This window comes from Curtobacterium sp. 1544, assembly GCF_040544915.1.
Taxonomy (GTDB): domain Bacteria; phylum Actinomycetota; class Actinomycetes; order Actinomycetales; family Microbacteriaceae; genus Curtobacterium; species Curtobacterium pusillum_C.
Genome location: NZ_JBEPKX010000001.1, coordinates 196,726 through 210,935, shown reverse-complemented (window position 1 = coordinate 210,935; position 14,210 = coordinate 196,726). Strand labels below are relative to the sequence as shown.

Annotated in this window: 13 protein-coding genes; 7 read left to right on the top strand and 6 right to left on the bottom strand. The window is 71.0% G+C overall.

Annotated elements, in window-relative coordinates; translation table 11 throughout:
- Window positions 1-57: 57 nt before the first annotated feature.
- A complete protein-coding gene (locus ABIC61_RS01010) occupies window positions 58-1,020 on the bottom strand; it encodes a sugar-binding transcriptional regulator (protein WP_079236723.1) in 963 nt (320 codons plus the stop codon).
- A 194-nt stretch (window positions 1,021-1,214) separates the two neighbouring features.
- Between ABIC61_RS01010 and ABIC61_RS01005 the strand changes: the two genes are divergently transcribed.
- Window positions 1,215-2,957, top strand: a complete 1,743-nt coding sequence (locus ABIC61_RS01005; protein WP_354028475.1) for a glycerol-3-phosphate dehydrogenase/oxidase — start codon at window positions 1,215-1,217, stop codon at window positions 2,955-2,957.
- 87 nt (window positions 2,958-3,044) lie between these two features.
- Here the strand turns inward: ABIC61_RS01005 and ABIC61_RS01000 are convergent, their stop codons facing one another.
- Window positions 3,045-3,701, bottom strand: coding sequence for a histidine phosphatase family protein (locus ABIC61_RS01000; RefSeq protein ID WP_144751703.1), 657 nt, complete (start codon window positions 3,699-3,701; stop codon window positions 3,045-3,047).
- Window positions 3,702-3,729: 28 nt separating this feature from the next.
- Window positions 3,730-3,852: a type B 50S ribosomal protein L36 gene (gene ykgO / locus ABIC61_RS00995; RefSeq protein WP_354028474.1), complete on the bottom strand. Its 123-nt coding sequence runs from the start codon at window positions 3,850-3,852 to the stop codon at window positions 3,730-3,732.
- 58 nt (window positions 3,853-3,910) lie between these two features.
- Between ykgO and ABIC61_RS00990 the strand changes: the two genes are divergently transcribed.
- Window positions 3,911-4,933 carry a CobW C-terminal domain-containing protein gene (locus tag ABIC61_RS00990; protein ID WP_354028473.1) on the top strand — a complete coding sequence of 341 codons (1,023 nt, stop codon included), beginning with the start codon at window positions 3,911-3,913 and terminating at the stop codon, window positions 4,931-4,933.
- Window positions 4,934-5,026: 93 nt separating this feature from the next.
- Here the strand turns inward: ABIC61_RS00990 and ABIC61_RS00985 are convergent, their stop codons facing one another.
- The gene (locus ABIC61_RS00985) at window positions 5,027-6,556 is read right to left on the bottom strand and encodes an MFS transporter (RefSeq protein ID WP_354028472.1); all 1,530 of its coding nucleotides are present in this window, start codon (window positions 6,554-6,556) and stop codon (window positions 5,027-5,029) included.
- A 191-nt stretch (window positions 6,557-6,747) separates the two neighbouring features.
- On the opposite strand from ABIC61_RS00985, the gene ABIC61_RS00980 reads away from it, so the two are divergent.
- On the top strand, window positions 6,748-7,272 hold the full coding sequence (locus ABIC61_RS00980; RefSeq protein ID WP_144751695.1) for a DinB family protein: 525 nt from the start codon (window positions 6,748-6,750) through the stop codon (window positions 7,270-7,272).
- 94 nt (window positions 7,273-7,366) lie between these two features.
- On the opposite strand, the gene ABIC61_RS00975 is transcribed toward ABIC61_RS00980, so the two are convergent.
- The gene (locus tag ABIC61_RS00975) at window positions 7,367-8,329 is read right to left on the bottom strand and encodes a sugar-binding transcriptional regulator (protein WP_354028471.1); all 963 of its coding nucleotides are present in this window, start codon (window positions 8,327-8,329) and stop codon (window positions 7,367-7,369) included.
- 25 nt (window positions 8,330-8,354) lie between these two features.
- Window positions 8,355-9,215 (bottom strand): GolD/DthD family dehydrogenase, encoded by an 861-nt coding sequence (locus ABIC61_RS00970; protein ID WP_144751689.1) that lies wholly within the window; start codon window positions 9,213-9,215, stop codon window positions 8,355-8,357.
- Between the two features lie 118 nt (window positions 9,216-9,333).
- Here ABIC61_RS00970 and ABIC61_RS00965 point away from each other — a divergent pair, with 118 nt between their 5' ends.
- The 4 genes from ABIC61_RS00965 (at window position 9,334) to ABIC61_RS00950 (ending at window position 14,099) form a co-directional block, all read left to right on the top strand.
- The gene (locus ABIC61_RS00965; protein WP_354028470.1) at window positions 9,334-10,464 is read left to right on the top strand and encodes a zinc-binding dehydrogenase; all 1,131 of its coding nucleotides are present in this window, start codon (window positions 9,334-9,336) and stop codon (window positions 10,462-10,464) included.
- A gap of 29 nt (window positions 10,465-10,493) precedes the next feature.
- Entirely contained in the window at window positions 10,494-11,807 is a 1,314-nt protein-coding gene (locus ABIC61_RS00960; protein ID WP_222121947.1) for an MFS transporter, read from the top strand.
- Window positions 11,808-11,877: 70 nt separating this feature from the next.
- Window positions 11,878-13,620: a dihydroxyacetone kinase family protein gene (locus ABIC61_RS00955; RefSeq protein ID WP_354028469.1), complete on the top strand. Its 1,743-nt coding sequence runs from the start codon at window positions 11,878-11,880 to the stop codon at window positions 13,618-13,620.
- A complete protein-coding gene (locus ABIC61_RS00950) occupies window positions 13,617-14,099 on the top strand; it encodes a ribose-5-phosphate isomerase (protein WP_354028468.1) in 483 nt (160 codons plus the stop codon). The genes ABIC61_RS00955 and ABIC61_RS00950 overlap by 4 nt, the downstream gene beginning before the upstream one ends.
- The last annotated feature ends 111 nt before the right edge of the window (window positions 14,100-14,210 follow it).

Genomic DNA, 14,210 nt, shown 5'->3' with positions numbered 1-14,210 from the left:
CCAGAACGTACTGCGCACCACCGACAAAGTAGTTCGGAAGGTGACGCAGAGCGCCGCTCAGGGCTGCAGGATCGCCTGCCCGACGCTTTCGTCCAGGATGAGGTCGGTGATGAGCCCGGCGGCGAGCGCTCCCTTCAGCGACGCCGCCTTCGACCGTCCGGCGACGACGCAGACCCGACGAGGCGCACGCTTGATCGTGTCGAGGTCCGGCGCCCCCGCGCGGGCGTTCACGCCGATGTCCTTCCACGACCCGTCGGCCCGGTAGAACACGGTCGAGACGTCCCCGACCACCTGGGCCTTCGTGAGCTCGTCACGGTCGGACGGGTCGAGGTAGCCGCCGGAGTACACGTGCGAGGGCACCGGTGCCTGGGGTGCGCCGACGCCGAACACGACGAGGTCCATGCGCTCGTGCAGGTCGAGCACGCGGCGGATCGAGCGTTCCCGGAACAGGGCCTCCTTCGTCGCGGGGTCGTCGAAGAACGCCGGGACGGGGAACTGCTGCACGAACGCGCCGTAGGCCTCGCCGAACCTGCGGAGGATCTCGGACGCGTAGACGATGCCGGTGGTGCGGGTGTTCGCGGCACCGTTGATCTGCACGACCGTCGAGCCGTGGGTCGTCTTCGGCACCAGGTAGCGGCTGACCGCGCTCACGGTCGAACCCCACGAGATGCCGATGACCATGTTCGACTCGACGTACTGCGTGAGGATCCGTGCGGCGGACAGGGCGACCCGCTCGAGCCGGTCGACGTCGCTCGTGTGGTCCGGCACCGGCACCACGTGCGCGTGCACACCGAAGCGCGACCGGATGCTGCGGCTCAGCGCGGCGGCCTGGTCGAGGGGCGAACGGATCTGGATGTCGACGAGCCCGGTGTCCCGGGCGTACTTCAACAGGCGCGACACCGACGACCGCGACGTCGCGAGCTCGTCGGCGATGGCGTCCATCGTCAGGTCCTGCAGGTAGTAGAGGTGCGCGGCGCGCAGCGCCTGCTGCGTCCGCATGGGCTGAGCCGCATCGCTCATCGTGCTCCGATCGGTAGAACGCAACCATGCACGGACGTGCACGGCCTCTGCAACCCCTGTCGCGCCTCCTGGCCGCTGTCGGGGCCGTGTCCACAGGTGTGCTGCACGTTCGTGCACGCAAGTTGCCCGACCTCTCACCCGAGGCGCACGATCGGTGTCGAACCCCACGGAACCGACCAAGGAAGCGACGCAGCATGTCGAAGAAGACGCAGCCCCGGAACACGGTGAACGCGCTCACGGAGCGCCCGAACGCACAGGTCCTCGTCGTCGGTGGCGGCATCAACGGCATCGCCACCTTCCGCGACCTCGCCCTGCAGGGGGTCGACGTCGCCCTCGTCGAACGCGGCGACTACGCCTCCGGCGCCTCCGCCGCGTCGAGCCACATGATCCACGGCGGCATCCGCTACCTCGAGAACGGCGAGTTCCGCCTGGTGCGCGAGAGCGTGCAAGAGCGCAACGGCCTCATCCGCATCGCCCCGCACTACGTCAAGCCGCTGCAGACGACGATGCCGATCTTCTCGACCTTCTCGGGCATCATGAACGCCCCGCTGCGCATGCTGACGCACAAGCAGCGCTCCACGAAGGAGCGTGGCGCGATGCTCATCAAGATCGGCATGACGATCTACGACTCCTTCTCGCGCGACGGCGGCTCCGTCCCGAAGCACGTCTTCCGCACGAAGAAGGCCGCGCTCGAGGACATGCCGGCCCTCAACAAGGACCTGAAGTACACGGGCACCTACTACGACGCGTCCGTGCACGAGCCGGAGCGTCTCGCGCTCGACGTGCTCAAGGACGGCCTCGCGGCCGGCAAAGGCACCGGCTCCGCCGCGACCGCGCGCGCGACCAACTACGTCGAGGCCGCCGGCACCCGCGACGGCGGCGTGCTGCTCCGCGACCGCGAGACCGGCAACGAGTTCGTGTTCACGGCCGACGTCGTCATCAACGCCTCCGGCCCCTGGACCGACCTGACGAACGGTGCGTTCGGCGGCGAGACGAAGTTCATGGGCGGCACGAAGGGCTCCCACATCGTCGTGCAGAACGACGAGCTGCTCGAGGCGACGAAGGGCCGCGAGCTCTTCTTCGAGAACGACGACGGCCGCATCGTGCTCATCTACCCGCTCAAGGGCCGGGTGCTCATCGGCACGACCGACATCGACGCCGACCCGTCGAAGCCTGTCACCACGACCGACGAGGAGATCGACTACTTCTTCGGGCTCGTGAAGCACGTGTTCCCGCAGATCGACGTCACCCGCGACCACATCGTCTACAGCTACTCCGGCATCCGCCCGCTCCCCCGCCACGAGGACACCGCCCCCGGCTTCGTCTCGCGTGACTACCGGATCGTGGACACCCCCATCGCGGGGCTGCCGGGGTCGACCGTGCTGTCGCTCGTCGGCGGCAAGTGGACGACCTTCCGTGCCCTCGCCGCACACCTGTCGACCGAGGCCACCACGAAGCTCGGCGTCACCCGCTCGGTCGACACGACGGGCATGCCGATCGGTGGCGGCAAGGACTTCCCCACCACGGACGCCCAGCGTGCCCTCTGGATCAAGTCGCACCGCGACGGGCTCGACGCCTCGGTCGTCGAGGGACTCCTCGAGCGCTACGGCACCCGTGCCGCCGAGGTCGTGGACGTCCTGGTCGACGGCCCCGTCGAGCCGCTCGAGTCCGACCCCGCGATGACCCGCGCCGAGGTGGCGTACTTCGCCGAGCACGAGCAGGCCGTGCACCTGGTCGACGTGGTGCTCCGCCGCACGAACCTCGCGTTCGTCGGTGGCGTCACGATCGACCTGCTCGACGAGCTGGCCGACGTGCTCGCCGGTTCGCTCGGCTGGACGCCCGAGGAGCGTGCGGACGAGGTCCAGCAGACGCTCGACGTCCTGCGCGAGGCGCACCGGGTGATCGTGCCGCTGACGTCCGCCTCGCAGCTCGCGTAACGCTCGTCCCTTCGGACTGGAGGCGCGGTGGCAGCTGGCACCGCGCCTCCAGTCCGTCTGTCCGCGCGTGCGGTGGCGAGCCGCAGCTCAGAACCGCTCGCCGGTCGGGTCCTGCGCGGTCCGGTCGATGAGCTGCTCGCCGCCGACCGGCTCACCCTCCCAGTCGACCAGGCGCCAGCCGTCGTCGAACGACCCCTCGAGCTCGACGATCCCGGTGTTCTCCAGGTGCCGCTGCGTCCCGAAGTGGTCCGGTGTGTTGTCCGCCGCCGCACTCGCCCAGGTGCGGATCGCGGCGCCGTGGCTGAACGCGGCCGCGACGTCCACCCCGGTCTCCAGGATCTGCCGGACGGCGTCGTCGTAGCGGGCGAAGAACTCCTCGCCGCTCTCGGCACCGGGCATCCGCGTGCTGCGGTCCCCCGCCGACCACCCGTGCACCGTCGAGATGTACATCTGCACGGACACCTTGTCGCGCTTGCCCTGGGTGTCGCCGGCCTCGATCTCGCGGAGACCCGGCAGCACGACCGGCTCGAGGCCGAGCGACGCGGCGAGGGGTGCCGCGGTGATCTGCGTCCGGACCATCGTCGAGACGAACAGGCGCTCGATGCCCCGGTCGGCGAGGGCCGCCGGGAGTGCGTCCGCCTGCTGCTGCCCGAGTTCGGTCAGTCCCGGTCCGGGGACCTCGGCGTCGAGGACGCCGTTCACGTTCGCAGGGGTCTGGCCGTGGCGGATGAGCAGCAGTCGCATGGAACCACCCTACGGACCACCGGTGACGTCACCCCTGGCGGGTGTTCCAGCGCGGGTTCTTCTTGTTGATGACGTACACGCGGCCACGCCGGCGGACCACCTGCGAGCCGGGGATCTTCTTGCGTGCCTTGAGCGAGTTGCGGACCTTCACGGAGCCTCCTTCGACGGCGTTCCCTAGTTGAGAACGATGATCATGTACATTAGCCGACATGCGTCCCGCCGCCATCACCCTCGTCTCCGCCCTGCACGACGTCGACGCCGACCGGGTCGCCGCCCGGATCTCCGTCGGTCACCGGATGCACGCGCGTGGGAGCGCGTTCGCCGTGGCCCGCGCGATCGCCGAGCGGGCCGACCACCTCGACCGCGTCTGCGGGCCCGACGCCGACCACGGCCTGGTCGTCACCCTGCCGCCCGGGGCCGACTCCCGCGCGGTCGGGATGATGCTCGCGAACGCTGCACGGTCCGAGACCGGGGACGACCGGATCCTGCGGCACGTCGTGAGCGTGCTGCGCGCCGACGACGTCGCACGGCTGCTGTGGTCCGAGGTCGACGACGCGTTCGTCGCGGCCGACCGGGTCGCGTCGCTCGTCGAGTACGCCACCGTCATCGTCCTCGACCGCGTGACCCCTGTCCCCGTCGATCGCCGTCGAGCCCTCCTCGCACTGCTGCACCGCCTCGCGCCGCAGGCCGTGGTCGTCGCGGTGTCCTCGATCCGGAGCGCCGCGGACCTGCCGGCGTCCAACGGCGGGGCGGCGAGGCTCCTCGCGGCCGGCGCCGGGTGGATGCGGGCGCTGTCCGGCTCCGCGGGGCGCGACCCCCGGGACGGCCTGGTCGCCCTGCGCTACCGGGAGCCGCTGCCGTTCCACCCCGGACGGCTCGCCTCGGTGATCGAGCACGACCTCGCCGCCGGCGTCAACGGCCGCGTGCTGCGGTCGAAGGGGTTCTTCCGGCTGGCCTCACGACCGGACCACGTCGGAGCCTGGTCGAGCCTCGGTGCGATGCTCGCGCTCGACCCCACCGCGAACCCGTCGTGGGACGAGGACGCACCGATCGGTCAGGCGCTGTGGTTCGTCGGCGAGGAGCTCGACGTGCGCTCGATCGAACGGGCGCTCGACGGGGCGTTGCTCACGGCGCCGGAGCTGCTCGCGGGGCCGGAGCTCTGGCGGTCGTGGGCGGACCCGTTCCCGGTGTGGCCGGCGCTCGACCCGTCGGGCGAGCACCGACACGAGTGAGCGGGCGGGCGGGGCCGGCGGGCCGGCGGACTCGGAACGACGAGTCCGACGTCGTACGACATCGGACTCGTCGTTCCGAGTCCGCTGCCACCCTCAGCGCGCGGCCAACTCCCCGTCACGCGCAGCCTCACGCGCACGGCGCGCAGCGTCCTCGGCAGCGAACGGCAGGTCCCCGAGGTCGAGGTTCGGGTTCGTGTCCTGCGTCAGCACGAGCTCGCGGGCCTCGTCTGCCGTCTCGACCGCCGGCATCGAACCGGGCAGCGGGCGACGCGAGGACTCCTTCATGCAGAACACCCCGACGGCCCCGACGACGCTCATCGCCATCAGGAAGTACGCCGGCGCGAGCTCGTCACCCGTCGCCGTGAGCAGGGCCTGCACGATGAGCGGGGTGGTCCCACCGAACACGGCGATGGCGATGTTGTACGCGAAGCCCATGCCCCCGTACCGCGTCGAGGTGGGGAACAGCGCCGGCAGGGACGCTGCCTGGTTCGACACCCACAGCGCCGTCATGAGCGCGAGGAGCCCGAGCCCGGCGAGCGTCGACCACTGCGCACCGTGGCCGATGAGCAGGAACGCGGGGACGACCAGCACGACCGTGGTGGCCGCACCGATCCACATCACGACCCGGCGGCCGAGCTTGTCGGACAGCTTGCCGGTCAAGGGCAGCATGACCGCGAGCAGCACGAGCACCGGGATCGTCAGCAGCGTGCCGTCGAGCGCGGAGTAGCCGAGCGAGTCGGTGAGGTACGTCGGCATGTACGACGTCAGCGCGTACCCGACGGTGTTCGAGGCGGCGACGAGCATCACGGCGATGACGATCGGGCGCCAGTGGTCGCGGACCATGACGAACACGTTCGCGGGCCGCTCTCCTTCGAAGGACGCCCGGTTCGACGAAGCCGCCTCCTGGGCTGCCTGCGTGGCCTGGAACACCGGGGACTCCTCGATGCGCAGGCGGAAGTAGATCGCCACGACACCGATCACACCGGCGGCCAGGAACGGGAAGCGCCAGCCGTAGGCGGTCATCGCCTCGTCGCCGAGGGCGAGCTGCAGCACCGAGACGACGGTCGCACCGAGTGCGAAGCCCAGGTAGCTGCCGAAGTCGAGGATGCTCGCGAAGAACCCGCGGCGGCGATCAGGGGCGTACTCGGTCACGAACGTGGTCGCCCCGGCGTACTCACCACCGGTCGAGAACCCCTGCGCGAGCTTCAGCACGACGAGGACGATCGGTGCGAACACCCCGATCGTGGCGTACGCGGGCAGCGCGCCGATGAGGAACGTCGACGCCGCCATCATGATCAGCGTCGTCGCGAGGACCTTCTGCCGGCCGATGCGGTCGCCGAGGCGTCCGAACACGATGCCGCCGAGCGGACGCGCGATGTACGTCGCCGCGAAGACACCGAGGCTGAACAGGATCTGGACGGAGGGTTCGGCCGTCGGGAGGAAGACCTTCCCCATCGTGACGGCCAGGTAGCCGTACACGCCGACGTCGTACCACTCCATGGTGTTGCCGACGACCATGCCGCTGACGGCTCGGCGCATCATGCTCTTGTCGACCACGGTGACGTCGCTCACGCGGAGGCGCCGCTCGGGCCGGGTCGGGGTATGGCTGGGATCGGAGCCCATGCATCTCTCCTCGAGGGGATCGGCGGGCCGACGGGTACCGGCCCGGGAACAGCGGACGACGTTACCGAGCGACCGAAATGTCATTGGCCGGTGATTCACAGGAACCGGCGTGTCACCCGAACGAGGGACACCGGCCTTCCGTACGGTGACGGCGATCGCGGCGGTCCGTGACGACGTCATAACATCGCGTCATGGCGATCGAACCCGAGACGAAGAACTGGACGTGGGTCATCGAGTCCGCGTGCCCCGAGTGCGGCTACGACGGCAGCACCGTGACGATCCGCGACGTCCCGGGGATCATCGACGCGAACACGTCCGCGTGGCCCGCTGAGCTCGCCCGCGACGGGGTCCGCGACCGCCCCGACGACCAGACCTGGTCACCGCTCGAGTACGGCGCGCACGTCCGGGACGTCCACCGGAAGATGGCGGAGCGGCTGGCACTCATGCTCGCCGAGGACGCCCCTGCCTTCCCGAACTGGGACCAGGACGCCACCGCTGTGCAGGACGACTACGCCGCGCAGGACCCCGCCGTCGTCGCCCGCGAGCTCGGCGAGGCCGCACACCGTGCGGCCCGCGCGTTCGACGAGGTCCGGGACGACCAGCTCGCCCGGACGGGCCTCCGCTCCGACGGCAGTGCGTTCACGGTCGCGACGCTCGCCACCTACTACGCGCACGACCCGGTGCACCACCTGTGGGACGTGCGGCGCACGCGGTAGACGCACCCACCTGACGGCCTGGAGGCACGTGGCGGCCCCGCCCCGCGCCTCCAGGCCGTCACCCGGCCGGGTTCCCGGGAACGAGCGCGCAGGATCAGGCGAGAGCGTCGAGCAGGGCGCGCGCCGTCGCCGCGTCCGTCACCAGCTCGTTGACCAGTCCCCCGCGGACCGCACCGACGATGCTCGCGACCTTCGCGGCCCCGACCGCGACGCCGACGGCGTGCGGGACGGACGACAGGACCTCGCGGGAGGTCCGCACCATCCGGTCGCTGCCCGGGAACTCGATCGCCGAACCGTCGGCGGCGTAGAAGTTGAGGCACACGTCGCCGGCCGCCTGGTCGAAGACGGAGTCCTCGACGGGGACTCCGCGGGCGAGGGCGTCGCGGGTCGGGGTGGGCGCACCGATGCCGAGGATCGCGCCCTTCGCCCGACCCCAGAGACCGATCACGTGCTGGAACGCCGGGTCCTCGTCGAGCGAGGAGCGCATCGCGGGCGACGGCAGCGCCTGCGCGAAGAGGAACGCCGGGATCGCACCCGAGTGCTCGGCGGCGGTGCGGGTGATCTCGTTCGTCTGGAACCAGGGCATCGGGTCCGCCTGCCCGCCCACGGTCGGGACGAGCTGCACGCCGGCCAGCGGGGGCATGCCCGCGTGTGCGACGTCGTACACCGTGCGACCGGAGGACATCAGCACCGCGTCACCCGGGACGAGCGACATCCCCTCGACGGCGGCGGCGAGCGGCGCGGCGAGGTCGGCCCCGAGCGTGGCGGTGTGCGTCACGGCGGCGAGGTGCACGGCCCGGAGCCCGAGCACCACCTGCAGTCGCTCGGCGAGCGCGACGGTCTCGTCCTGGAACGGGTCGACGACCTCGATGCGGACGAGTCCGGCCCGGCGCGCCTCGGCCACGAGTCGCGACACGGTCGGGCGCGATACCCCGAGGCGCGAGGCGATCTCGACCTGGGTGGCGTCCTCGAGGTAGTACATCCGCGCGGCCTGGTAGACCGTGTCGAGCGGGAAGCGGGTCCGGGCACCCTCGGCGGCAGGGATCTCGGCGGACATGGGGCGATCGTAGTCCCGGCGCACCTCAGCGGATCGTGAACCCGCCGTCCACGCGGAGGTCGGCGCCGTTCACCATCGCGCTCGACTCGCCGGCGAGGAAGAGCACCGCGGCGGCGATCTCCCCGGGGGTGGCGAAGCGTCCGGTGGGGATCTCGTCCTGGTGCCGGATGCCGTTCTCGTTCGCCCACGCCGCCCGGCCGAGGTCGGTCAGGACGACGGTCGGCGACACGGTGTTCACGGTGACGCCGCGGCCACCCCACTCGAGGGCGAGCACGCGGGTGAGTCCGATCACGCCGGCCTTCGACGCGCAGTACGCGGCGTGGCCGTCGATGCCGACGTGGGCAGCCTGCGAGGCGATGTTCACGATGCGTCCGTACCCGGCGGCGAGCATGTGCCGGCCGGCGGCCTGCGCGACCCGGTAGGTGCCGGTCAGGTTGACGTCGATGGTCTTCGCCCAGGTCGCGGCGTCGAGGTCCTCGGCCGGGGCGAGCGCTGCGATGCCGGCGCAGTTCACGAGCACGTCGATACCCCCGAAGTGCTCGGAGACCGCGGCGATCGTGCGGGCGACCGAGGCCTCGTCGGTGACGTCGCACCCGAAGCCGGCGTGGACCCCGGAGTCGGAGTCGGCAGCGGCGACGGCCCCGGCGTCGGGCGCGGGCAGATCCGCCGCCGCAGCGGCAGCTCCGTCGGCCCGGACGTCGACGATCGCGACCCGCGCGCCACGTGCGGCGAGCGCCCGGGCGATGGCGTTCCCGATGCCCGAGGCACCCCCGGTGACGATCGCGGTGCGACCGGTGAAGTCGTTCGTCAGGTCCACGCTGCCCGGGCCCGGTCGGAGGGCGGCGGCGAAGTCGGTGGGGGTGCTGGTGGCGGTGCTGGTGGTCATGTGCGCTCCGTTGCGTTCAGTCTGACGTTCGTCCAGACCGTAGCGGAAATTGTGTTCTGGACAAACGTTCCGGAGGGTGTACAGTCATCGCCGAAGCCACCCAACGGAGGAACAGCTGATGTCGACGACGACCGAGAACGCGGCCACCACTGCCGCCGCCACCATCCCCACGACGATGCGCGCCGTCGTCGTCCACGGCCCGGGCGACTACCGCCTCGAGACCCGCCCCGTGCCGACGCCCGGCCCCGGCGAGCTCCTGCTCCGCACCGACGCCGTCGGCATCTGCGCGAGCGACCTGAAGTGCTACCACGGCGCCGCGAAGTTCTGGGGCGACGAGAACCGCCCGGCCTGGGCCGAGAAGGACCGCATCCCCGGGCACGAGTTCGTCGGCACGATCGTCGCAGGTGACGACGACGCCCTCGCCAAGCGCAAGGTGTCCGTCGGCGACCGCATCGCGTGTGAGCAGATCGTGCCGTGCTGGGAGTGCAAGTACTGCCTCGAGGGCGCGTACTGGATGTGCAACGTCCACGACATGTTCGGCTTCAAGGGCTACGACGGCGCCATGGCCGAGTACGTCCTCGTGCCCGCCAAGGCCCTGACGCACCCGGTGTCGAGCGCGCTGCCCGGCCAGGTCGCCGCCTTCGCCGAACCGCTCTCGTGCGCCTTCCACGCCGTCGAGCGCGGCGACATCAAGTTCGGCGACACCGTCGTCATCGCCGGTGCCGGCCCGATCGGCCTCTCCGCCATCGCGGGCGCCCGCCAGAAGAACCCGCTCCGCATCATCGCGCTCGACGTCGTCGAGGCGAAGCTCGAGCTGGCCCGCAAGGTCGGCGCGGACATCACGATCAACATCGCCGAGGACGACGCCGTCGCCCGCGTGAAGGAACTCACCGACGGCTACGGCGCCGACGTCTACATCGAGGCGACCGGCCACCCGTCCGCGGTCCCCCAGGGCCTCAACCTGCTGCGCAAGCTCGGCACCTTCGTCGAGTACTCGGTGTTCAAGGACAACGTCTCCGTCGACTGGTCGATCATCTCCGACGACAAGGAACTCGACATCCGCGGCGCCCACCTCGGCCCGCACACCTGGCCGGCCGCGATCAAGCTGCTCGAGACCGAGACCCTGCCGATGTCCGAGATCTGCACGCACCAGTTCCCGCTGGAGCGCTTCCAGGAGGCCCTCGACCTGGTCGGCGACTCCGCCGGCGCCAGCGTCAAGGTGTCGATCATCCCGTCCCTGCAGGCCTGAGCCGAAGCCCACCACAGGAGTCAGCAAGCATGTCAACGACGACACAGCGCGCCACCGGTGCGCCGACGACGCCCCGAACCGAGGGCCGTCTCGACAAGATGGGCATCCCCCGCCCGCTCGCCCTCGGCTTCCTCGCCGTGCTGGTCTTCATGACCGGCAACGGCGTCGAGTCGAACTTCATCACGCCGCACATGGTCGCGGTCCTCGGCAGCCCCGAGGCCACGGTCGCGACGATCGTCACGTTCTACAGCCTCGCCGCGCTCATCGGCAGCTACGTGTCCGGCGCCCTGTCCGACCTGGTCGGTCCGCGCCGGGTGATGATCCTCGGCTTCGCGGTCTGGGTCGTCTTCGAGGTCCTGTTCCTGCTCGCGCTGAACATCGGCAGTGTCCCGTTCGCCGCCGTGGCCTACGCGATCCGTGGCTTCGGCTACCCGCTGTTCGCCTTCGCGTTCCTCGTCTGGGTGAACATCACCACGCCGGTGGAGCGGAACGGCTCGGCCGTCGGTTGGTTCTACGTCGCCTTCACGGGTGGCCTGCCGACCCTCGGTTCCCTGTTCGCGATCGGCGCCATCCCGGTGTTCGGCGGCGGCACGGGCGGTGAGACCGGCGCGATGGTCGCCTCGATCGGCCTGGTCGTCATCGGGTTCCTCATCCTGCTGTTCGGCGTCCGCCTGCCGAACGGGTTCTCCCGCATCGCCCCCGAGGGCGAGAGCGCCTGGCGCGTGCTGACGAGCGGCATCCGGCTCACGGCGACGCGACCGAAGATCCTGATGGGCTTCCTCGTCCGCCTGATCAACACGGCGCCCGAGTTCGGCATGTTCGTCGTCCTGCCCGCCGTCATCGCGAACGAGCGCGGCTGGGGACAGAGCCGCTGGCTGCTCATGACCGTGTGCGTCTACGCGACGAACATCCTCGTGAACGCCCTGTTCGGCTGGGTCGGCGACAAGATCGGTTGGCAGCGCACCGTCAAGTGGTTCGGCATCGTGGGCTCCGCGACCGGCCTCGTCGCCTGGTGGTACGTCCCGCAGCTCGTCCCCGCCGGGTCCGACTGGGGCTACGTGCTCTCGGTCATCGCCGGCTGCGTGTTCGGCTGCCTGCTCGCCGGGTTCGTCCCGATGGGCGCGATCATGCCGGCGCTCGCCCCGGAGCACAAGGGCGCCGCGATGGCGATGTACACGACGGCCGCGGGTGGCGCGGCGTTCCTCGGCACCGGTGTGGTGGCCGCGGTGCTCGCCCTCGGCGGTGGCGGCCAGGCCGTGACCTGGACGTTCGTCGGCCTGTACGCCTGCGCGTTCGTGATGATCCACTTCCTCAAGGTGCCCCAGGGCCGGAGCGCACACTGAGTTCCGGGCGACGGCGGCCGTCCCGCCGTCGCCCGGTGCACCACCCCCACACGACCGAAGGACACGCACCATGACCACGATCCACGACGACCCCGACGAGTTCGCCGAGGACCAGCTCGCCGGCTGGCTCGCCCTCTACGCCGACCGTGTGCGGGGCGTGCACGGCGGCGTCGTCTCCCTGCCGACCGAGGGCGCCGAGCCGCAGGTCGCCGTCGTCGTCGGCGGCGGCTCCGGCCACTACCCCGCGTTCTGCGGCGTGGTCGGTCCGGGCTTCGCCACCGGCGCCGTCGTCGGCAACATCTTCACCTCGCCGTCCACCGCGCAGGTCTACTCGGTCGCCAAGGCTGCCGACCAGGGCAAGGGCGTCGTGCTCTCGTTCGGCAACTACGCCGGCGACACGATGAACTTCGGGCTCGCGGCCGAGCGGCTGAACGCCGAGGGCATCGACACCCGCATCGTGGTCGTCACGGACGACATCGCCAGCGCCGACGAGGAGTCGAAGCGCCGCGGCATCGCGGGCGACTTCTCGGTCTTCAAGGCCATGGGTGCCGCGGCGGCAGCGGGGGCGGACCTGGACGAGGTCGAACGGATCGGCAACGCGTCCAACACGGCGACCCGCACGATCGGCGTCGCGTTCTCGGGCTGCACCATGCCCGGCGCGACCGAACCGCTCTTCACGGTTCCGGACGGCCACCTCGGCCTCGGCCTCGGCATCCACGGCGAGCCCGGCATCCAGGACGTCCCCCTGCTGCCCGCGACCGAGCTCGCGAGCCTGCTCGTCGAACGGCTGCTCGCGGACCGTCCGGCGAACGCCGGCACCCGGGTCGCCCCGATCCTCAACGGCCTCGGCGACACCAAGTACGAGGAGCTCTTCCTGCTCTGGGGCCGCGTGCTCCCGCTCCTGCGGGACGCCGGCATCGAGGTCGTCGAGCCCGAGGTCGGCGAGCTCGTCACGAGCCTCGACATGGGCGGCTGCTCGCTCACCCTGCAGTGGCTCGACGACGAACTCGAGACGCTCTGGAGGGCCGACGCGTACACACCCGCCTACCGCAAGGTCGCGGCGCCGGTCGCTGCGCTCGTGCCGGCCGACGCAGTGGACGCTGCCGAGGACGAGGCGACCGTCGTGCCGGACGCGAGTGGTGCCTCCAGGCAGACCGCGCAGACGGCGCGCGCCGCGATCGAGGCGATCGACGCGCTCCTGCGGGAGCACGAGGAGGAACTGGGCCGCATCGACGCGGTCGCCGGTGACGGCGACCACGGACGCGGCATGGTCAAGGGGATCGGTGCAGCCCGCAAGGCGGTCGACAGGGTCGGCCAGGAGGCAGGGGTCGCCTTCGTCCTCGGACGCGCCGGTGATGCGTGGGCCGAGTTCGCGGGCGGCACCTCCGGGGTCCTGTGGGGCGCGGCACTCGAGGCCTTCGGTCGGTCGCTGCGCGACGACCGCTCCGCGTACGAGGCGACCGACGTCGTCGACGCGGCACAGGCGTTCGCCGACTCGATCGTGCACCTCGGCGGGGCGTCCCGCGGGGACAAGACCCTGCTCGACGCGCTGCTGCCGTTCGTCGACGAGCTGCGGGGCGGCGTCGACGCTGGCAGCTCCCTCACCGAGGCATGGCAGGCTGCCGCCGAGGTCGCCGTCGCGGAAGCCGCGGCGACCGCAGACCTGAAGCCGAAGGTCGGGCGTGCCCGGCCGCTGGCGGAGAAGAGCCTGGGGACACCCGACGCGGGTGCCACCTCGATGGGGATGATCCTCACGCGGGTCGGCGAGGTCCTCGCCACCCGTGCAGCAGACAAGGAAGGGACACACGCATGACGTACCGTCTCGTGGTCGGCTCGGACGATGCCGGGTTCGACTACAAGGAGATCATCAAGGCCGACCTCGAGGCCGATCCGCGGGTCGCGTCCGTGGTCGACGTCGGGGTGGACGCTGACGGGCACACCGCGTACCCGCACGTCGCCGTCGACGCAGCACGGCTCGTCGCGAACGGCGAGGCGGACCGGGCGATCCTGATCTGCGGCACCGGCCTCGGCGTCGCGATCAGCGCGAACAAGGTGCCGGGCATCCGTGCCGTCACCGCGCACGACTCGTTCTCGGTCGAGCGCTCGATCCTGTCGAACGACGCCCAGGTCCTCTGCATGGGTCAACGCGTCATCGGCGTCGAGGTCGCCCGACGCATGGCGAAGGAGTGGTTGGGCTACGAGTTCGACCGGTCGAGCGCGAGTGCGTCGAAGGTCCAGGCGATCTGCGAGTACGACGGCTCGGCCCCCGCCGGCGTCGACGCGACCGCCTAGCTGCCCGGTACTTGCGCGGTAGCGGTCTGCAAAACACCGGTGTTCACGCGCTGAACCCACGCATGTGTGTGTTTCGCCGACGAGCACCGGTGTTTTGTGTCCCCACCAGCC

Coding starts and splice junctions, on each gene's coding strand:
- ABIC61_RS00990 (WP_354028473.1), top strand. CDS start 3,911: ATGCGTCCCGCCGCCATCACCCTCGTCTCCGCCCTGCACGACGTCGAC.
- ABIC61_RS01000 (WP_144751703.1), bottom strand. CDS start 3,701: ATGCGACTGCTGCTCATCCGCCACGGCCAGACCCCTGCGAACGTGAAC.
- ABIC61_RS01005 (WP_354028475.1), top strand. CDS start 1,215: ATGTCGAAGAAGACGCAGCCCCGGAACACGGTGAACGCGCTCACGGAG.
- ABIC61_RS00985 (WP_354028472.1), bottom strand. CDS start 6,556: ATGGGCTCCGATCCCAGCCATACCCCGACCCGGCCCGAGCGGCGCCTC.
- ABIC61_RS01010 (WP_079236723.1), bottom strand. CDS start 1,020: ATGAGCGATGCGGCTCAGCCCATGCGGACGCAGCAGGCGCTGCGCGCC.
- ABIC61_RS00980 (WP_144751695.1), top strand. CDS start 6,748: ATGGCGATCGAACCCGAGACGAAGAACTGGACGTGGGTCATCGAGTCC.
- ABIC61_RS00955 (WP_354028469.1), top strand. CDS start 11,878: ATGACCACGATCCACGACGACCCCGACGAGTTCGCCGAGGACCAGCTC.
- ABIC61_RS00975 (WP_354028471.1), bottom strand. CDS start 8,329: ATGTCCGCCGAGATCCCTGCCGCCGAGGGTGCCCGGACCCGCTTCCCG.
- ABIC61_RS00970 (WP_144751689.1), bottom strand. CDS start 9,215: ATGACCACCAGCACCGCCACCAGCACCCCCACCGACTTCGCCGCCGCC.
- ABIC61_RS00960 (WP_222121947.1), top strand. CDS start 10,494: ATGTCAACGACGACACAGCGCGCCACCGGTGCGCCGACGACGCCCCGA.
- ABIC61_RS00965 (WP_354028470.1), top strand. CDS start 9,334: ATGTCGACGACGACCGAGAACGCGGCCACCACTGCCGCCGCCACCATC.
- ABIC61_RS00950 (WP_354028468.1), top strand. CDS start 13,617: ATGACGTACCGTCTCGTGGTCGGCTCGGACGATGCCGGGTTCGACTAC.